The following is a 19,121-nucleotide window of genomic DNA, read 5'->3' as shown; positions in this document are numbered from 1 at the left end:
TCTGTGCAAATGGTGAGTTAGTAGTTTTATGAACAACAACCATACTCCGACTATTGAAGGCGGCGAACCGCTACCGTTGCATGAACTGATACACCACATTCTAGAATCTAAGACAACAGCCACTGAGAGATTGTTTTATGGAATCCCGGTTTTGGGAACCATGCAGCTGCTCAACCAACGGCTTGCCAATCAGCCCGGTTTGAATTTTTTCAATGCAACCTTGCGCGGCATCGGACAGGCGATTTTTGTTAACAATCCCATGAGTGGGCTGCTGATTATCATTGCCATGTTCATCCAGTCTCCCTGGTTGGGGATTATGAGTTTGATAGGAACTTCCTCTGCAACATTAACAGCGATCGCTCTCAAATTGAATCCTAGCGCGATTCAAAATGGCATCTTTGGTTTGAATGGGCTGTTTGTTGGGGCAACATTGGCGTTTTTCGGGCTGTTTGGTGGCAAAGGAGTCTGGAATCCTAGTTGGATCATCGCAGCAATTGTGCTTTCTGCTCTATCAACCATCGTCTTGCAGACGGTAGGAACATGGTTTGCCACCCGCTTCCGAGTTGCTCCACTGGGCATTGCTTTTCATGTAGTCTTATATACGTTCCTGCTCTTGATTGCGATTGTGCCTCAACCCTTCTTTCATTTGGGTTCGCCTCCCCCCCTTCCTTCTCCTGTTTCACTGGATTTTTGGCGAGTGGCTCAATCTCTCCCAGTGAGTCTTGGGCAAGTCTTTTTCGTAGATAATCTAATTTCTATCCTTCTGGTTTTCTTAGCTGTTTTCATTGCTACTCCCATCGGAGCAATGGTGGGATTGCTGGGTTGTGTCATGTACCTGCTGGCAGGTTTACTGGTGGGAGCCAGACCGGCTCAACTGTACAGCGGTTTTTTGGGCTATAACGCCGTTTTTACCGCAATGGCGATCGGGGGAATATTTTACGCTCCAAACACCTTGAGTATTTCGCTGGGTGCAGCCTGTGCGTTCCTAGCATCGATCGCTAGTCTGCTGTTGGTACCTGTATTCTCTGTGGTTCGGTTACCGATTCTGGCTTTGCCCTTTGCCGTTGTGACGATCGCGTGTTTGCTGATCGTGCAGCGAGCGCTTCCCTCGTTGTTTCCAGTCTCGCTTTATACAGTTGCCACCCCCGAAGAACACCGACAGCGATTCCTGGTGGCTCGCGACATCATCACCCGATTTCGCAAACAACTGACGGCTGCGATCAAGGGGGAGCGTCATAACGTCCTATTTGAACAAGCGTCTCCTGAAATTAAAGGCAACCTTCGCTATATCTTTGATGCCATCGATCGCGATCGCAATGGTGAACTCTCAACTCACGAATTAGCGGCACATCTGCAATCAGCAGGAAAAGGCTTCCAGGAGGGTGAGTTGACGTATCTATTCAAATCGATAGATCGCGATGGCAGTGGAGAAATCGATTTTGAAGAGTTTAGCGAATTAATGCTGCGTCACCGCCGTCTCATGTCGAGGTACACCGAATTTGTCACGTATTTTCTACCGCTTGATGCTGACGAAGATGAATTCATCAGCACCAAGGAAATGAATACGGCGCTAGCGAGTGTGGGAGAACCGCCTTTATCTAATGATGAAATTGCGTTTCTGCGCGAGCGCACAGGCGGTGAGCCGTTGACTTGGAATCGGTTTATTGAAGTGCTGCTAGTGACTTGAACCCACATTTCCCTGACTACAAAACTCAACAATTCTATTCAGAGGTAAAAGATTATGACATTCACCGAACGGTTTAAAAGTTTCACGATTTTGCATTCAAATGATATGCACGGAGACTTTCTGGCAGAAGCTACAGGTGTAGCAGAAGGTCATGTTATTGGTGGAATGGCGCTACTTTCCGGCTATATCAATAAGGTGCGCCAGGAAGAGAAAAACGTGCTTTTTGTCATTTCTGGTGACATGCTCCAAGGCTCTACGATTGATGTGGAGTATAAAGGTCTTTCAACCATAGAAATTATGAATTACCTGGCTCCAGACGTAGTGACTCTAGGGAATCATGAACTAGATTATGGGTTCCCTCACTTACTTTTCCTGGAAAAGATGGCAAATTTTCCGATTGTGAATGCCAACTTATATATCAAAAAGTACAACAAGCGCTTAATGAATCCCTATCTTATCCTCAATGTCGATGGATTCGACATTATGTTCATCGGGATTATTACTGAAGAAGCTTTGAAAACATTAAAACGTGATAGAAGTATTGGTACATTCGTAAGTCTTGAAGATGCCGCCTCAGAAGTTGGTAAGATTTGCAACGCCTACAAAAATGACGACATTGACCTGACAATTATCCTGACCCACATTGGTTTTGAAGAAGATAAAAAACTAGCAGCAATGCTAAACCCGGAATGGGGTGTGGATCTGATCATTGGCGGACATTCCCATACATTTTTAGAACAACCTGCCCAAGTTAATAACATTCTAATTGCCCAAGCTGGAGTTGGCACAGACCAAATTGGACGCTTTGATGTTGTAGTGGATGACGATACTAACAGCATCGTTGAATGGAAGTGGCAACTCCTCCCTGTGGATAGTAATTTGGCTCCGCCAGATCCCGAAATCGAAAAGCTGATTGCTACCTTCAAAGAAGATGTAGATCGTAAATACAATCGACTGATTGGACGACTAGCCCGTAAACTGACTCATCCTAGGCGTGAAGAAGAAACTGAATTGGGTAACTTATTTGCTGATATTTTTGCCCAACTAGATAAGTTAGATGTAGTTTTTGTAGCCAGTGGTGCAATCCGGGGAACAGAATTAGGACCGCTAGTAACATTGAGCGATCTCAAACAAATCTTTCCTTACGAAGATCCTATGCATAAATATAGGGTTACAGGCGTATATCTCACCAAAATATTCGCACACATTATGAGATTAGAAAACAGAATACCCGGTGAAAGTGAGTATCTTCAGGTTAGTAAAGCTGTTAAGGCCGTTTATAGAGACACTGAAGAAAAGCTTGAATCTTTAAGCATTAATGGACAACCTGTACAAGACGACCAACACTACACCATCTGTATGGATGGCTATCGTTTCCAAAATTCAGAGCATATTCTAGGCATAACCCATGAAGAATTAACAAAATTAGCGACTCCAAAGGTAGTCACAACATCTTGCCAGGATGTCATTGAAGAATACTTTAGTCATCATCAAAATCTTGACAGCCATATCGAAGGAAGATTTGTCTACAAGTAAAGGTTTTAAATCGCCTTCAGATAAGTTCCATGGAGTAGCAATTAGCATGATAGTCCTTCAAAACCAGCCCGTACCAGTAATAATAGATACAGACGGCGGTGTTGATGATGCCCTAGCTCTGATTATGGCATTGAATTCACCTAAATTAGACCTAAAAGCAATTACCGTTGTAGCTGGCAATATTAACGTAGATCAAGCTGCTAATAATGTGTTGCGCGTAGTGAGTATTGTTGAACCCGATACTTCGCTCATTGTTGCCAAAGGCTGTGAAAAACCACTTGTGAAACCTCCGTTCAATGCAGCAGGAATTCATGGTGCAGATGGTTTGGGTGAGTTGGAGCAATTTAAGGAAGCGGATGGTACACCGCGCTACCCCAAACTTACTACTAAGCCATCTACAGAGAATGCTATTAATTTGCTTCTCAAGGCAGCTCAAGAGTACGATAATCTGACCATTATTGCTTTAGGACCGCTTACGAATGTAGCAACAGCAATTCAGAAAGATGCCACAACCATGAAAAAAATAGGGCGGATTATCATCATGGGTGGGGCTGTTACTGTACCCGGAAATATTACAGCAGCAGCTGAATTTAACTTTTTTGTAGATCCCGATGCGGCTCAAGTCGTGATGGAGTCGGGAATTCCTTTGACTTTGGTTGGTTTAGATGTGGCGATGAAAGCCCCTCTACCACGCCAAGTTGTTGAAGATAATTTACAGCGTCGTCCTTCAAAAGTCACCCAGTTTATTGCCGACTGCACGGGAATTTATATGGCTTTCTATCGTGACAACGAAGGCTTTTATGGGTGTTATTTACACGATCCCTTGGCGATGGCGGTTGCAATAGATCCCAGTTTGGTAACTACAGAATCGCTGCATATGATGGTTGAAATTCAGGGACGATTTACTACTGGAATGTCACTAGCCGATCGACGCGATCGCAAAGATGAGAAAACTAACCCTCCCAACGTAGAGGCTTGCTTAGATGTAGATACCGAACGCTTTTTACGCTTGTTCGATCAACTCGTCTGGAGTGATATGTAAGTAAACACCTTTCCACTGTTTTCTACAACTAGTGACGACTCCACACACTTCCGCTTTGCGGTAAGTGTGGGCTTCTTAAGAAATTAAGAAGTTCGTCATTAGCTTCAGTAATCCGTTACGCAAGGGTTACTATGTTTATTCAAAATATATAGGTACTTCAGAATGCAGAGAGTAGCGTCTCGATCCCTAGTTCTGAACACCCTTACGGGTTCGCCAGTCCCCAGGGCGCGGGAAACCCGCCTGCAGGGCTGGCTCACTACGGTTGGTGATTAAACATTCCTACGGAGAGAGGGAAAGTGTTGCCAGCATAAAACTTGGATAAACATTGGCGACGGGAACCACGCTGCAAAGCGATTACCTGTTTATTAGGAATACAAATCATGAAAGTCTACGTTGTCAACAAATATGGTAAACCATTAATGCCGACCTCTCCCCGTAAAGCTCGGTTGCTTTTGAAGGAAGGAAAAGCCAAAATTTCTAGTCGCGATCCATTTACCATCTCTTTAATTTATGGTTCTAGTGGTTATACTCAAGCAGGAAATTTGGGGATTGATGCTGGCTATCAAAATATAGGCTATAGCGTAGTAAACGAAAAAGAAGAATTGATTGGTGGCGAAGTTTGGATGTTAAAAGGTATGTCCGAAAGGATGACAGAACGGAAAAAATATCGTTGCCAACGTCGAAATAGAAAAAGATATCGCGCACCAAGATTTGACAATCGTAGGCGTAAAGATAATTGGTTAGCTCCGAGTATTCAGCACAAACTAGATACTCATCACAAAATTATTGACAAAATAAAAAGTGTAGTTCCAGTCAAAGAAGTTACGATTGAGGTGGCTAGTTTTGACATTCAGGCACTGGCGTTAAATTAAAAAACTATCCTGGTGTTAAAAATAAGGTGGTTAACGTTAACAAAGTTAATCCTGTTAAAAGGAGATCTGGTTTGTGTGTTATCGCGTTGTAATTGGTGAGCAACGCGGTCATGAGGGTTTCCCTCATAAAGCGATTGCGTTCGCGAAGCGTGTGCCTTGCACATACCCGAAGGGCGATTCCTCATCCATCTTTGCCACCGCCATTTCCTATGCAGGGGAAACCACCAAGACCGGAATGGCTCCTCAAAGCCAAGGGCAAGCCCTTCGGGTTCAGCAGTCGCCTCGTGAAGTGAAACCCTCTTGCAGCGCTGCTTCACCTCCGAGCAAAGATGGAATCGTCATCGCCCCAAAATTCATGAGGACAGTTGCGTGCGGGGGTTCCCCCCGTTGAGCAACCTGTCCGTATTGACTGAGAATACAGCAATAGTCACTAAAAGATTGGGCGCAATAATTGCTTTTCACAAGCTTTTGCGATCGCCTCAATTGGTAAAATCTCCACTGCGGCTTTCAACTCCACCGCTGCTTTTGGCATACCATAAACTACGGATGTCGCTTGGTCTTGAGCGATAGTATACCAACCCGCAGAACGCAAAGATAGTAGTCCTTGAGCTCCATCTCTTCCCATACCAGTTAATAGGACTGCGACTCCCTTTCTGGTCCAGTGCTGAGCTACACTCTTAAAAAAGACGTCCACAGATGGACGGTAAGGATAATCGCGTGGTTCTTTAGTATACCTGAGACTCAAGTTTGGTTGTAAGATGAGGTGGTCATTGGTAGCAGCAATCAAAACTTGCCCAACTTGTATCTGGGAACCAACTTGAGCCAGCTTAACTGGCAATCGTGACTGAGTGTTTAACCATTCAGCTAAGCCAGAGGTAAACTGTTCATCGACGTGCTGCACAATCACCACAGCAGCTGAGAAATTTGCTGGTAACCCAGAAAGAATAACTGCAAGGGCTTGGGGACCGCCAGTAGAAGAACCAATGACAATCAAGGGTGGGGTAAACTTGGATGGGAAACTTCCACGCTCTCGAATTCGCCTAGATGGCTTGCTCGTTTTCCCAATAAGTTTGCCTATGGTCGCAATTTTTTCTAAAATCCCTGCACCACCTTCGATTTGTCCACTATGGCCTAAAATAGGTGCGTGTACGGCATCTAATGCACCATACCCCATCGCTTCAAAAACTTTGGATGTATCCCCATTGACAGTAGCTGTGAGCAACAAAATCGCGCATGGAGAATTGTTCATAATTTGGCGCGTAACCTCTACCCCATCCATGACTGGCATAAGCAAATCTATCAAAATCAAGTCAGGGGTATCTGCTGCACATTTTGTCACTGCTTGGGTGCCATTACAAGCAATCCAAGCAACTTTATAGTCTGGAACTTCTGCCAAGACTAACTCTAGCGCTTCTACTACGTTTGGCATATCATTAACAATAGCTATTCTCATAAACATGACTCGGGAAAATTATTCAAAATTCAAAGCGATTCGCCAATTAGGTCAATGACGGCATTTATTAAACTATTATCCTGAAAACTGCTCTTGGTTAAGTAATAATTAGCGCCAACTTCCAAACCACGAATTCGATCTTCTGGACGGTCTTTATAAGAAACAATAATCACAGGTACGGACTTCAAATTGGGATGATTTTTTATCCGGCTCGTCAGTTCTAACCCATTCATTCTGGGCATATCAATGTCACTGAGAACCAAGTCATATGAATTTGTCCTGACAGCATTCCAACCATCCATTCCATCTACAGTGACTTCAACTTCATAACCATTATTTTCTAGCAACTGCCGTTCCATTTCACGTACAGTAATGGAATCATCTACTACAAGAATCCGTTTGCGTGGTTTAGTGATGCCGCTACCAGTTATTTTGTTAATTTTGTTTATTAAACCGACATTCAGCAATTTGTCAATCGAGCGTAGCAAATCTTCAACATCGACAATAAGAACAGGAGAACCATCATCCATCAGTGCAACAGCACTAATATCTGGTACCTTTCCCAAGCAGGGAACTAAAGGTTTCACAACCAAATCCCGCTCTCCGAGAAATTTATCGACTACCAAGCCATAACGACTCAAGCGATCGCTAATAATAATGCATGGTAATTCTTCTGAGTGGACATCATAATTTTCCAATTCTAACACTTCATGAGCCGCCACCAATCCTATATTGTGCTCATCCAAAACAAAATACTGGCGATTTTCCACAACGGAAATAGAAGCGGGATGAATCATGACAATCCGGTCAATGCGCGTGAGCGGAAAAGCATAAGGTTCCCCTGATATTTCCACCAACAGCGTGCGAATCACAGACAAAGTCAAAGGTAATTGTAAGTGAAAACTCATGCCCTTTCCGAACTGAGATACCGCTCGCACGATCCCTCCTACTTCCTGCACCATGCTTTGAACAACATCCAAACCAACACCGCGACCAGAAACCTCAGTCACTGCTTGTGCTGTGGAAAAACCTGGCAGAAATAAAAACTCCATCAATTCGGGTTCGGTTAACTGCTCCGCCATGTCAGCAGAGACCATACCCTTACTGACAATTTTTTGGCGCAGGCGCTCTAAATCTATCCCACGACCATCATCGGAGACTGTAATTGACAACATTCCAGCTCGATGAGCAGCTTCCAATCGCACTGTCCCTTCAGGAGGTTTCTTCACAGCCAACCGTTCTTCAGGTAACTCAAGACCGTGATCGATAGAGTTACGCAAAATATGGGTGAGGGGAGCCTCTAACTTTTCTAAAATATCCCGATCTACTGGTGTTGATTTGCCGATAATTTCAAATTTCACTTGCTTTCCCAGGCGTCTGGCTAAATCCCGCATCATTCGAGGAAACCCCTGAGCACCATCTGCAAATGGACGCATATTACTGGCAATAACTTCCCGATAGAGACGATCTGAAAGATTCCCAGAACGACGAGCAAATAATTCCAGTTCATTCAAGCGCTCAGATAGAATTTGGCGACATTCGTTTGCCTTTACCTTTGAAGTCGAGAGCGAGTTAGCAGCACGCTCATTCAGGTTTTCCCCAACTAGGGATTCCTGTAGTTTTTCCAGAAGGTTAGATAGTTCAACTTGGGTTTTCTTAAGCCTTAGCAAGGAACTGGCAAACGGTTGTAGCCAGTTTGCTTCTACGAGAGATTCTCCAGCGAGTCCCATAATGCGATTGAGGTTATCCGCGCTGACTCGCACCACTCGGTCTGCTGATTTCGCTTTTTGAATTTCTGCAATATCTTTGGGCGATATGGATGTGGATGTGGTCGTTGGGGCTGGTGTTTTGGGAGATGAGGTAATGGTGGATGAGAGAGCAGGGGGAGCAGGGGAAGCAGGGGAAGATGAGGAAGAGACTTCTAATTTTGAATTTTGAATTTTGAATTTTGAATTGTCTTTTCCCCTTGTCTCCTTGTCCTCAGTTTTCTGCGTTGGAATAGTAGAGATGGCTGCGACTAGGGTTTCAATTTCTGCTTGATGTTGAACTGACCAATTTTCTATATCGGTTTCAGGGACTTGCGCGATGCGTAGGAGCACATTAATGCCTTCGAGACAATTATCAATGTGCGAACCGACTGGGGATTTTCCTTCCTTAGCAGCGATGAAGTAATGCTCAATAGCGTGAGAAACTCGAAAGGCGGCATCGATCTGAACAATCCGGGAAGCCCCACTAAGCGTATGAGCAGCCTTTATCAAATGTTCTAACTGTTCTCTAGTATAATCAATCTCCGGGTTATTTTTGCGTTCTAGTAAACTTTCTTTCAGTATTGCTGATTGACTGACCACTTCCTGCCGGAATAAATCCAACATGGAAAAATCCTCATCGTCTGGCAATTTGAGATTTTGGATTTCCACCGCAGACTCTGTAGAGGAGGACACTTGAGTACTTTGGGAACCAAAAATGTGCGAAGTGTCTCTTGTTACAGAATCATTCTCAATAGGTGTTTCTTGATTCGGTGTTAAGATAGCACAGAGGGCTGTTATTAAACTTTCAATTTCCTCTTTATTGGCGGCTAGCCAGTTACCTACCTCGCTCTCATTAAGTTGAGAGAGGCGCTCAATCATATCAACCCCTTGCAGTAGCACATCGACTCGATCCGCCAAGTCTATTGTAATTGCTCCTTGCTGTGCAGCGACAAAGCAATCTTCCATAACATGGGCTATTCTCACGGCAGCATCAAGTTGCACTGTACGAGCAGCACCCTTGATAGAATGGGATGCACGCATCAAACTTTCAAGTTCTGTGCTAACGTTGGGGTTACTTTCCAGGGCTAAGAGATTATCGTTTAATATTGTTGCTTGGGCTTCCACCTCCATGCGGAATAAATCCAGCATGGAGAAATTGCTCATATCGTGATTAGCCATAAGTCATTTTATAAAAATTTACTATAAAACTTTTTTACTGAGGGCATAAAATAATAATTCATCATCTAGGTAACTAACCTTTTGATTTTTCCAGTTAAATAGCCCTTGTGTATAATTTTCTGGCATTTTGGATAAGGTCGCAGGCACGTTTCCTAGTTCCATCGCGTGGATGCGGTGCATACCATATATTTCATCAACAGGAAACACCCAACGATTGCCAAATTTCTCCACAACGACCATTCTTTCATAGATGACAGGGCTGGTTTTTTGGCGATCGCCATCTGAATTTTCTATTCCCAGGAACTCTTGAAGCGAGATACAAATCTGAACTTCACCTCGAAGATTCACCAGCCCCAAAAATATATTGTTGCTGCGATGTGGAAGGGTGTGAATAGTAGATCTCGGCATCACTTCTTTGATTAATTGCGTCGATAGTGCCAGCCATTCTTGTCCCACTCGAAAGATGCCCACTGTTATCGTTTCAATAGAGACGATTCGATTACCTACCTCTAGAGATTTTTCCTGAGAGATTAGATTCGTCCACTCATCTATATATGCTTGTGGCGCTTCACGTTCTAATAAACTGCGCCCTGCTAAGGAATAGACTGGACAGTTTTGGCAACGAATATAGGTTTTTAGTTCGGGACAAGAACGATCGCCTGCAATACCGATCTGATTCCAGCAATTGAGCACTTTTGAATTGGGAACTCCTTCCATATGCATCTGTTAGTTCCTAGAACTAGACTTTAAAGCGAGAAACTTCTTGACGTAAGCCATGTGATGCTTCGTTCAATTGCCCAATGGCAATGTTAATCCCACGCAGTGAATCAGCGGTTTGTAAGGAAGCTTCACTGAGCTGTACCATCGCTTCACTGATTTGCTGAGCACTTTCTGACTGAGCTTCCATACCCTCACTTACCATTTGAAAACGTGGAGTCAGAACTTGCACTTGCTCAATAATTGAACCGATTTGCATGCTGATATTCTGAACACCTTCAACACCATGTTCGACTTCTTTTGTGAACTTATCCATTTCCATCACCCCAGTCGAAACCGCTGATTGCATTTCTTTGACCATGCTCTCGATATCCAAGGTGGCGACGGCTGTCTGATCGGCTAAGCGACGAATTTCTCTGGCGACAACAGCAAAACCCATACCATACTCTCCGGCTTTTTCGGCTTCTATCGCCGCGTTGAGAGAAAGCAGATTGGTTTGGTCGGCCACTTTCGTGATGGTTGTGACAATACTATTAATATTGTTCGCTTTTTCGCTGATGACTCCCAGTTTCCCAGAAATCCCACTCGTAGCACCTGCTAACTTACGCATCGTTGCTTCCATGCGAGAGAGGTCTTTTTGAGAGTCATCTGCAGCCGCAGCAGTGACTTGCGAGGTTTCAGCAACTTCATCCATTGTTTTCACAAGTTTCCCAGAAGTTGTGGCAATTTGCTTCGCTGTGGCTACAACCTCGTTTGTAGAAGCAACTTGCTCCGCCACGGTTGCTTCCAATTGTTTGCCTGAGGCAGCTATTTGAGTGGCTGAGGTGGTAATCTGAACTCCAGACTGCTGCACTTGATGAATTAACGAATTTAGATTTTGACTCATGGCGCGGAAAGCGGTGAGTAATTTTCCAATTTCATCCTCCTCCTCGGTGACTTCGACTTGAGTGGTGAGATCGCCTATCGAGATGCGTTCTGCTACTCCCACAACTCCGGCAATTTTGGCACCCAATGGAAGAGCGATCGTATTACTAAAGTACTTACCAAAAATCACTGCTACGACTGGACCAACTAGTAAACCGCCTAATATCCAGAATGTGGATTGTCTCACATCAGCAGCAGCTGATTGCCGAGCATCTGCTGCCAAATTCTCGTTATATGTTAAGAGTGCTAGCAGTGCATCTGTGGCTTCCTTAAAAGTAGGGACTTTCTTCGCTATTGTTTGCTCATTCATCTTATCAAGCACTTCAACTGCTGCTTGGGCGGCTGCGAATTCTGGTGAATTAGCTTTCCCTTTGGTCAATAAATTAATCTGTACTTGCCGAGGATTGAGGATACCAAGCCTCTCAAATGCTTGATTCAGCTGTTGATATTCCTGCTCGCCTTCCTTCCATTTATTCCATAGTGGCAGAAATGTTTTATATAATTCATCTTGTTCTGGATCGCGAGTCAGTTTTTCGTATTCGCTAAACCCTTCGTTGATTTGCTTCCAAGCATTTTTAATTCTGATTGAATCATTTTGCCTTGTTTCCGGACTGGTTGCTGGATTGAGCTGTGACCTTTCTGAGGACTGAATCTGAGTCTGACCTTCCTTGATTTTCCATAAATTCACTACGCTGGGAAAAGCATCATTTCCCAGTGTGTGGATGTGGGTGCTTAGCCGGTTAGTCGCTATCCAGCCAATTATTGACACAATTAATACGATTAACCCCATGAATAAGAATGCGAAGAACAGACGTCCTTCTAAACTCTTGTTTTTTTTATTGAAAGGTAGGAGTTGATTCATGGTTAATTTAAATGAGCAAATTTTCTATTAATTATAAATTTTTTTGCAGTCTTTGAATTCGCTGTCGGATAACGTCTGCATTGGCAATATCTCCACGACGTTCTTTAAGTAGGACTAGATGGATAAGTGCTTCATAATGATTTGGTTCTAAATAAATCGCTTTTTGAAAGCATTGTTCAGCCTGTTGTTCGTTTCCTTGTATTCGACATAGTTGTCCTAACAGAAGATAAGCATCTGCGCTGGTTGGTTCTTCATGCAAATAGATTTCACATAAGTTAATAGCTTCATGTAACTGTCCTCGCTCCGCCAGAGTTTGGGCAGTTTTGAGGGTAGAGGTTGGGACATTTGTAGAATCATGACTCTTTGTCTTATTTAAGGAGATGGTTTCCGCTTCTTTTGGTTTCTTCAAAATTTCTGTTGAAGTGATTGACACGTCTAGTTTCGGGTTGAATTTAGGCTCTTTTTTATTTGTTAATTTTCTTTCATACTTTAACTCCTGATTTTTATCCTCCTGCTTTTGATAGACAAAAGCAAGAGGGTGTCGCATAGTCACAAATTTGGGGGTTAATAATTGTGTTTCAGAATGTCCAACCAAGAGCAATCCATTATCTACTAATAAACGTTCCAAAGCTTGGAATGTTTTTTTTTGTGCTAAATTATTAAAATAAATTAATACATTGCGACAAAAAATTACATCATAAGGAACTTTCTCTATAAGAAAAGAGGGGTCAAGTAGATTACCGTGTATGAAGTTAACGGTATTTTTTATGGAGTCGTACAACTGATATTGCTCTCCAACTTGGGTAAAATAGCGATCCCGTATCTCTTTGTTGTTACCTCGAAAGGAATTTCTGCTATAAATAGCAAGGCTTGCTTTGGTGAGTGACTTTTTACTGATGTCAACAGCATCAATAGAAAAATTTTTGGTAGCTAACCCCGCTTCAGTCAGTGCGATCGCGATCGAGTATGGTTCTTCACCTGTTGAACATGGTATACTCAAGACACGCATGACTCGATCGCGATGGTTTGGCAACCATTCAGACATGACATAGCGGCTTAAAAATACAAAAGGTTCTCTGTCCCGAAAAAACCACGTCTCTGGCACGACTACCATTTCAATCAATTGTTCTAGTTCCTGAGTTGATGTTTGCAATCGTGCCAGGTAATCTGTTATGTCAGTCAAACCACAATTTACCATGCATTGAGAAATTGCTCTCTTAATGGTGACAGAGCCAAGGGTACTCGGATCTAAGCCTATCTTCTGTTTCAGTAAATTCTCAATTGATAACTGAGTCATGATTCAGCTTGTCTAAACGAGCTAAGCCAAAAATACTATTTTTTCACGAATTATATTTTATCGTACTTTTGTCAATATAGACTTCACGATCTCCGGGTTTTAGAAGTAGCAGGGTAAGAGCATCTCAATTAGGCAAACCAGCATAACACAAGCAATATGCAACAATGAAAATCTATCTATGATTTCCCCATCATTGGGAGAATAAAGATACTTTGACAAGTTCCAAAGTTGGTCATTTAAAATACATTTTGACAAATTGTAATATTTCCGGTTTCTCATGAGGTTTTAAGTATTAAGATTTAAGATAACATCGTAGGTGTGGCGAAGCCGCATGAACCCACACTTCCCGCAAGAAGATTACCTAAACAGTAGCTAAACAGTAGGGTGGGCAGTGCCCACAAGCGCCCTGTCAAGGTGGATAAAAACTTCGGGAAATTGATAGCTCTCCCTCCTCTTAGCTCTGCGTACTCTGCACCTTTGTGGTTAAATAAATAACTTTTGAACCGCAGAGTACGCAGAGTACGCAGAGAGAAAACAAGAGAAATCGCCACCTGAATCAAAATTTTATGAGTCACCTTGACAGGGCGCTTCTGTGCCCACCCTACAAAGATCGGTAATTTTAGAGCGTTTCGGGAGTAGTACTACAACAAGAGATCGAATTTGGTGCGATTCGCTATCGCACACCCTGGCTATATCAGTTTTTGAGGTTCGTCTTTTTCTTGAATCAGGGTCTAAAACATTCATTGCTTCGTAAAAGTCTCGTTGTAGTATTAGGATGTCTGATTAATCAAGAACAGATTCAGTTAAAGAGTTATGAGTCGTCCGCGTATTCTTCAACCCGGTCAAAGCTATACATTTAGTAAATATTTTGAGTTGCCATTCTCTCCAGAGGATATTCTTGCAGAACTAGGATGTTCCTATGAAAGACAAAAATTGCAGTTGCCTAAATCGGAATGGGACTTGAACAGAACTGAAGGATTGGGTCTGATTATTGAACGGAATATAAGGCGCGTTAAGCTATTAAGCGAGGATGCACGGAAACAGGCTATAATCGCACCAATTCTTTTTGAAGTTTGTGAAATAACAGAAACTCAGTTGAATATTGAATATCCTGTTAGCGTTAATGATTACTTGAAAGGTAGTTTCGATTACTATATTAATAGAGGTAGAGGATTATTGGTGATTGAAGCTAAGCAATCCGATTTAAGTAGAGGTTTTACACAATTAGCTGTAGAGTTAATAGCGCTAGACCAATGGACGACTTCAGATACTCCGATTTTATTTGGAGCAGTCACAACTGGTGAAGATTGGCGATTTGGTATATACAAACGTCAAGAAAAACAGGTGATTGAAGATTTTAAGCTATACCGAGTTCCAGAAGAATTAACAGAATTAGCCAGCATATTGGTTGGTATTTTAAAGGGTTAGATTGGTTAGTTATATCCCCGGCTTCTTGAAGGATACTGTTGGCGAACCATCAGTCCGATCCCTCACCTCGTTCCCAGGCTCCGCCTGGGAATGCCTTATGGGAGGCTCCGCCTCCCAACGACATCTGATACTTATAAAAAACCTAGACTGCTGACAAAATGGTATTAGTAGTCAACAGGGTCTGCACTGTTATCCGAATATGATTGCGATCGCTAACTCAGTAAAATCAGGCGCTAACGCTTCCAGTTCTGCAGCAAATTTATCAGCTACACAAACTCTAGTAAGGAACGAGGGTCTTGAGTATAATTCGTATCAGTATTATGGATGAGCGCTGCTTGGATAAGAATTTTTGTAGGTTGGGAGCTGACAACAGACAAAATATAGTAAGGTAGTTTTTGTGAATGTATGAGCAAGTCGCCAAGAATTTCCGGTCAAGAACACTCAGGTTTGATTAACGTTCTAAAACAAGCATCAGATGGCTTGTTGTTTATGAGCGAGTCTGAGTATCCTTTTGAAGTCTTTCTTTGGGATGATTCCGCAGAAAAGGATATTACGCCTGAGTTGGTTATTCAAAAAATAGGGCTTCCTTTAGATACGCCTGTTGAGATTGTTGAACTTGACTCTTTTTTTCAAGTTGCGATCGCAGAACAAGACTGGCATAGTTCAGAAGACAAAAAGACTGTCAAGAAGTTTCAAAATCTTGTCAAAATCTTGAAGGAAAACCTTAACAACATCAAAGTGATGCGTTTTGGAACTATCAATATTGATGTTTATATCATAGGTAAAACAGCGAACGAACGTTTAGCAGGGCTGTCTACAAAAGTAGTAGAAACTTAGTTATTTCTTGCGCGTTCTGCTCTTTAATTTTAGATCTGTTACTTGAGCAATTTTAGATTCTACAATATTTTGTGTAGAAGGATTAACATGAGATAGAAAATCATAACCTGTCTCTTTTTCAATAGCATCAACACTTGTTAAAAACTCAGTCCAATCAGCATCGCGATTTCCATTTATATTAGGAGTATCAACAGCAATAATTCTTGTAAATTCATTAATGCTATTTACACTTTCATTAGGTGGTGTCACTACAATAATTTTAAATATTCTAGCGGGAATAGAAACTTTTCCTTGAGCAATAGTTCCTTTCTCACCGTAAACTCCTGATATGATATGCAACTCATTACCTTGATTAGCTAGAGTTCTCTCATAATCTTCCAGACGCGCCCAGTAACCTTGATTGTTATCAGGTGCTTGGGGAATGATATTTGTCATTAAAAAAGTAGCAGCATTATTTTCAGGATTATTGCTGCGATCTGCAGAAGGTACCATGTGTCCTTTGTCAAAACCGCTTTTCGTGTAATCGTTGGGAGCGACATGGTACCAACCTTCCGGAAGGGTATCATCAGGACGAAAATTATTAGACCGTGGTGCTTCGCCCAACCAGGACTGATTTAATTCCCAACTGACCCAGTTTGGAATTCCTTTATCTCTATTGTATGAAAGTACATATTGAGGTTTTTCTATTAAATAATTATTGGGGTCAGTTTTACTGGCGTTACTTGGATTGCCAAATGCTAAGTGAGGGTTAGTAGCAACCTGTTTTGGAAAAAGAATTGTACATCCGACAGTCAGTGTCAGGAGAAGTGTAATGAGCAAAATAAGAAATTTTTTGGAGGCAAACATTCGTTTATGCGAAACTTTAGAAAACTGTGAACCTTAACCGGAAGATGAAAATATTCTAAACTCCAGTATACTAGGATTTGCTCGTAATGGCAGGGGTGGCGATATCACCCTAAATACTCCCGCTTTCTTTGTATTCTTTAACCTACAATACTTTCCAAACCATATTTTAGAGAAGTCGAAATTTTGAACTGGTGAATTTAAAACAAGTAATTTACATATCGTAACAACCTTCACAGTCGCCTCCGGTTTATTGTAGTTAGAGCAAGCGACTTTAGGGGCTAATGAGAGTAGTGCATCTCAATAAGTGGGGTTGGTGCTGGAAGTTAGGGCTAGGAATTATTTTAGTCGCTAACTGTTGCGATCGCGATTGGGGACAGATTACAACTGATACAACGTTAGGTGCTGAAAATTCAGTTGTGGTACGCGATATTTTAAGCCGAGGAATCAATAGCGATCGCATTGATGGTGGAGCAGTTCGCGGTGCAAACCTCTTCCACAGCTTCCAGGAGTTTAATATCCGTGAAGACAAGCAGTTTATTTCACCAATCCGGCTGGAATTGAGAACATTTTCAGCCGCGTAACGGGAGCAAACCGATATGAAATTCTGGGAAAACTCGGTGTTTTGAGTAATTGACAATGTACGATCTACCAAGTGACAATTTACACCGAGCCGAGCGACCAGACGAACTTGTTGCAATCGCGTTGCACAAATGTAAGAGGCTGAGGCTTTGGATTGAGAGATTAAAATAGAGTTAGTAAAGGTAGGGTTTACTTTGGAGGCAGTTCTGTGATGACTTTACAAGAAATTATTAATTCCATTGAAAGTTTACCATAAGAAGAGCGAGAGTATTTATTTGAGTTTCTTTGCCAGCAACGAATTGAAAATCGGCGGGTTGAAATTTTGGCTAATGCTCGGGAAGTGATGCAGGCTTTTAAGGATGGGACAGATCATAGGGGAAGCGTTGATGATTTGATCGCCGATCTACTAGGAGATGATGATGGAAGTTGTCTGGAGTAGTGGATTTAAGCGGTCTTTTAGGAAGATTACAATAAAAACCCGCAATGAAAGAATCAAATTGTTCAGGTATTAAGGATTTTGGCAAACGATCCATTTACACCGTCTTTGAAGTCTCATAAGTTAACAGGAGACTTAGAGGGGTTGTGGTCTTGTTCTGTTGCTTATGATTGTAGAATTATCTTTAATTCCTCTGAGGATGAAAATTTGTTAGAAATGGTTATTTTATTGATTGACATTGGTAGTTATGATGAAGTTTATTAAATGGTAGAATAGGGGCTGAAGCTTTTAATTTAGAGATGAAAATACAGTTAGCAAAGGTAGGGTTTACTTTAGAGAAAATTCTCTGATGACTTTCCAAGAAATTATTCATTACATTGAAAGGTTACCTACAGAACAACGGGACTACTTGTTTGAGTTTCTTCGTAAAAAAGGAGGAATCTAACGAGTATCTTGTTTGAGCGTTGGAATAACGCCACATAATGCACCTGCGATCGCTTTCTTACTTTTCCCAGATACCCGACTTCGCTACTTTGCAAAAGTCGGGTATCTTGCTAGCAACAAGTGGCTTCACATCTACGCACTTTTAAAACGTCGTACACACGAGTTTTATGAGCATTACGAACCATGTCTAAAGCGACTTGATGTGCTTTGACACGCAGTTGAGCATTAGCACCGAACCAAGTAGATTCTAATCTCTCTGCATCTGATGTCCCTCTTTGACGATCTAACCATTGAGTGATAGCGTTGTAAGCATCCCAAAGAGTCTTGCCTTGATTCCCAATTCCATTCTCAAAGTTAGCCAGAAGTTGATTCCAATCAGGATGCATTCTAGGACTGGGAATGCCTAAAACCGCTCCCGTGTATGTTGCAAATAGTTCGCTGTTGAGTTCCTGATTTGCCATTGCTTGGTACTCTTCAACGCTGAAATGAAACTCCCGCTTTGTTAAGTTAACTAAATCCTGTACTTTAGCCAGTTGAGCTTGGAGATCGATAGTATGGGGGATACAAATTGCCTTCTTCTTCCATAAATCTCCAAAGCGATGTGCAGCAGCTCCACTGAGAGTATTCCAGCAGACGACACGAATTGGAGTAAATTGAATCCATACAGCTGATGAGCCATCATGAGAGTTGTGCAATAACAAGTAGGGGCGCACCCAGTCTCCAGGGAGAATAGCGGCTTCAGTAGAAACGATTTTTGCCAGAACCCAAACTCTCTTACCTTGCTGAAGACTACCAGCCGCTTCCAGTTCTACACCCCCTTTTTCAATCAATGGGTCAAACCACCGGAAAGCATCCTGATTTTGCAGGGGTACGTAGTCGTACTTAACTGTTCCTAGAATGTGGCGATCGCTATCTCGAATCAGGTTTTTGTGCAAAACTTCTTGTTCTTCTGTGAGTCGATATATTGGCTCTTCCATCACCCGCCAATTGAGTCCCGCTTGGACTATTGCTTCTGAGGTAGTAGGTGGTTTATTTAAAACTGTTCCCAAACCGTGCCATGCAGCTTTGGCTACGAAAAATCCAGACTCAAATTGGTGTGCCATATGCAAACCTCCAAGCGAATACATTATTGTAACACTTGTGTATCTAAAAAAAATGACTCCTTAGCACGAGCGGTAAACTTACAGCGCTTTGCTTCTGAATGAGGTTCACCCCCCTTTCATCCCCCCGATAC

At 42.4% G+C, this 19,121-nt stretch carries 15 protein-coding genes; 8 read left to right on the top strand and 7 right to left on the bottom strand.

The features are described 5' to 3' along the window. The first annotated feature begins 28 nt into the window (after positions 1-28). From F7734_RS00605 to iscB, 4 genes are all read left to right on the top strand, one after another. Positions 29-1,687: an urea transporter gene (locus F7734_RS00605; RefSeq protein WP_155742879.1), complete on the top strand. Its 1,659-nt coding sequence runs from the start codon at positions 29-31 to the stop codon at positions 1,685-1,687. A gap of 54 nt (positions 1,688-1,741) precedes the next feature. Next, positions 1,742-3,223, top strand: coding sequence for a bifunctional UDP-sugar hydrolase/5'-nucleotidase (locus tag F7734_RS00600; protein WP_155742877.1), 1,482 nt, complete (start codon positions 1,742-1,744; stop codon positions 3,221-3,223). 46 nt (positions 3,224-3,269) lie between these two features. Next, a complete protein-coding gene (locus F7734_RS00595; RefSeq protein WP_155742876.1) occupies positions 3,270-4,265 on the top strand; it encodes a nucleoside hydrolase in 996 nt (331 codons plus the stop codon). 380 nt (positions 4,266-4,645) lie between these two features. Next, positions 4,646-5,137 (top strand): RNA-guided endonuclease IscB, encoded by a 492-nt coding sequence (iscB, locus tag F7734_RS00590; protein WP_155742874.1) that lies wholly within the window; start codon positions 4,646-4,648, stop codon positions 5,135-5,137. Positions 5,138-5,567: 430 nt separating this feature from the next. On the opposite strand, the gene F7734_RS00585 is transcribed toward iscB, so the two are convergent. The 5 genes from F7734_RS00585 to F7734_RS00565 are packed head-to-tail and all read right to left on the bottom strand — an operon-like array spanning position 5,568 to position 13,317. After that, positions 5,568-6,590, bottom strand: coding sequence for a chemotaxis response regulator protein-glutamate methylesterase (locus tag F7734_RS00585; protein ID WP_155742873.1), 1,023 nt, complete (start codon positions 6,588-6,590; stop codon positions 5,568-5,570). A gap of 29 nt (positions 6,591-6,619) precedes the next feature. Next, positions 6,620-9,517 (bottom strand): hybrid sensor histidine kinase/response regulator, encoded by a 2,898-nt coding sequence (locus tag F7734_RS00580; protein WP_243146598.1) that lies wholly within the window; start codon positions 9,515-9,517, stop codon positions 6,620-6,622. 21 nt (positions 9,518-9,538) lie between these two features. After that, positions 9,539-10,240: a chemotaxis protein CheW gene (locus F7734_RS00575; protein ID WP_243146597.1), complete on the bottom strand. Its 702-nt coding sequence runs from the start codon at positions 10,238-10,240 to the stop codon at positions 9,539-9,541. 16 nt (positions 10,241-10,256) lie between these two features. Beyond that, positions 10,257-12,020: a methyl-accepting chemotaxis protein gene (locus tag F7734_RS00570; protein ID WP_155742871.1), complete on the bottom strand. Its 1,764-nt coding sequence runs from the start codon at positions 12,018-12,020 to the stop codon at positions 10,257-10,259. Between the two features lie 31 nt (positions 12,021-12,051). Next, complete coding sequence (locus F7734_RS00565; protein ID WP_155742869.1) at positions 12,052-13,317, bottom strand: protein-glutamate O-methyltransferase CheR; 1,266 nt, start codon at positions 13,315-13,317, stop codon at positions 12,052-12,054. 813 nt (positions 13,318-14,130) lie between these two features. Here F7734_RS00565 and F7734_RS00560 point away from each other — a divergent pair. Beyond that, positions 14,131-14,745 (top strand): hypothetical protein, encoded by a 615-nt coding sequence (locus tag F7734_RS00560; protein WP_155742867.1) that lies wholly within the window; start codon positions 14,131-14,133, stop codon positions 14,743-14,745. A gap of 405 nt (positions 14,746-15,150) precedes the next feature. Further along, positions 15,151-15,582, top strand: a complete 432-nt coding sequence (locus F7734_RS00555; protein WP_155742866.1) for a nuclease A inhibitor family protein — start codon at positions 15,151-15,153, stop codon at positions 15,580-15,582. Here the strand turns inward: F7734_RS00555 and F7734_RS00550 are convergent, their stop codons facing one another. Further along, a complete protein-coding gene (locus F7734_RS00550) occupies positions 15,583-16,428 on the bottom strand; it encodes a DNA/RNA non-specific endonuclease (RefSeq protein ID WP_155742864.1) in 846 nt (281 codons plus the stop codon). A gap of 281 nt (positions 16,429-16,709) precedes the next feature. On the opposite strand from F7734_RS00550, the gene F7734_RS00545 reads away from it, so the two are divergent. Both F7734_RS00545 and F7734_RS00535 read left to right on the top strand, forming a co-directional pair. Further along, entirely contained in the window at positions 16,710-17,009 is a 300-nt protein-coding gene (locus F7734_RS00545; RefSeq protein ID WP_347566103.1) for a hypothetical protein, read from the top strand. A 515-nt stretch (positions 17,010-17,524) separates the two neighbouring features. Beyond that, positions 17,525-17,707 (top strand): hypothetical protein, encoded by a 183-nt coding sequence (locus F7734_RS00535; RefSeq protein WP_243146596.1) that lies wholly within the window; start codon positions 17,525-17,527, stop codon positions 17,705-17,707. A 290-nt stretch (positions 17,708-17,997) separates the two neighbouring features. Here F7734_RS00535 and F7734_RS00530 read toward each other — a convergent pair whose 3' ends face one another. Then, positions 17,998-18,990, bottom strand: coding sequence for a DUF932 domain-containing protein (locus F7734_RS00530; protein WP_155742862.1), 993 nt, complete (start codon positions 18,988-18,990; stop codon positions 17,998-18,000). Positions 18,991-19,121 lie beyond the last annotated feature (131 nt).

The sequence above is a fragment of the Scytonema sp. UIC 10036 genome, from assembly GCF_009725235.1.
This window is presented reverse-complemented; position numbering and strand designations above follow the sequence as displayed.